Genomic DNA, 292 nt, shown 5'->3' with positions numbered 1-292 from the left:
GTGAATCATTGGTGAGCGCGCCGTTATCCAGCGTACCGGTCATGCCGGGGACATCATCCGTTGCGCTGGTAATAACCGGTTGCGCCGGCGCGCTAAGATCGACAGTGATCCCGACCGGTGCGGACAGGCCGCCCGGGCCATTCGCATTGGTTGCCTGGACGGTGAAGTAATGTGTGCTTTCGCTTAATGGCGTCGCGATCTCAAAGATCCAGTTCCCGCTGGCGTCAACGGTGGCAAAGCCTGCCGAATCGCCATCAATGAAAACTTCAACGGTAGAGCCGATATCCGTGGT

The 292-nt window shown here is 58.2% G+C and carries 1 protein-coding gene; it reads right to left on the bottom strand.

Translation table 11 applies throughout. From position 1 onward, the window contains the following. Positions 1 to 292, bottom strand: a 292-nt coding sequence (locus J4G32_RS20860; RefSeq protein ID WP_210497574.1) for an Ig-like domain-containing protein, incomplete at both ends; no start/stop codon positions are given.

This window comes from Microvirga antarctica (assembly GCF_017921815.1).
In the GTDB taxonomy this organism is placed as follows: Bacteria; Pseudomonadota; Alphaproteobacteria; order Rhizobiales; family Beijerinckiaceae; genus Microvirga; species Microvirga antarctica.
Note: the sequence above shows the minus strand (reverse complement) of the source record. Positions and strands in the feature narration are given on the sequence as shown.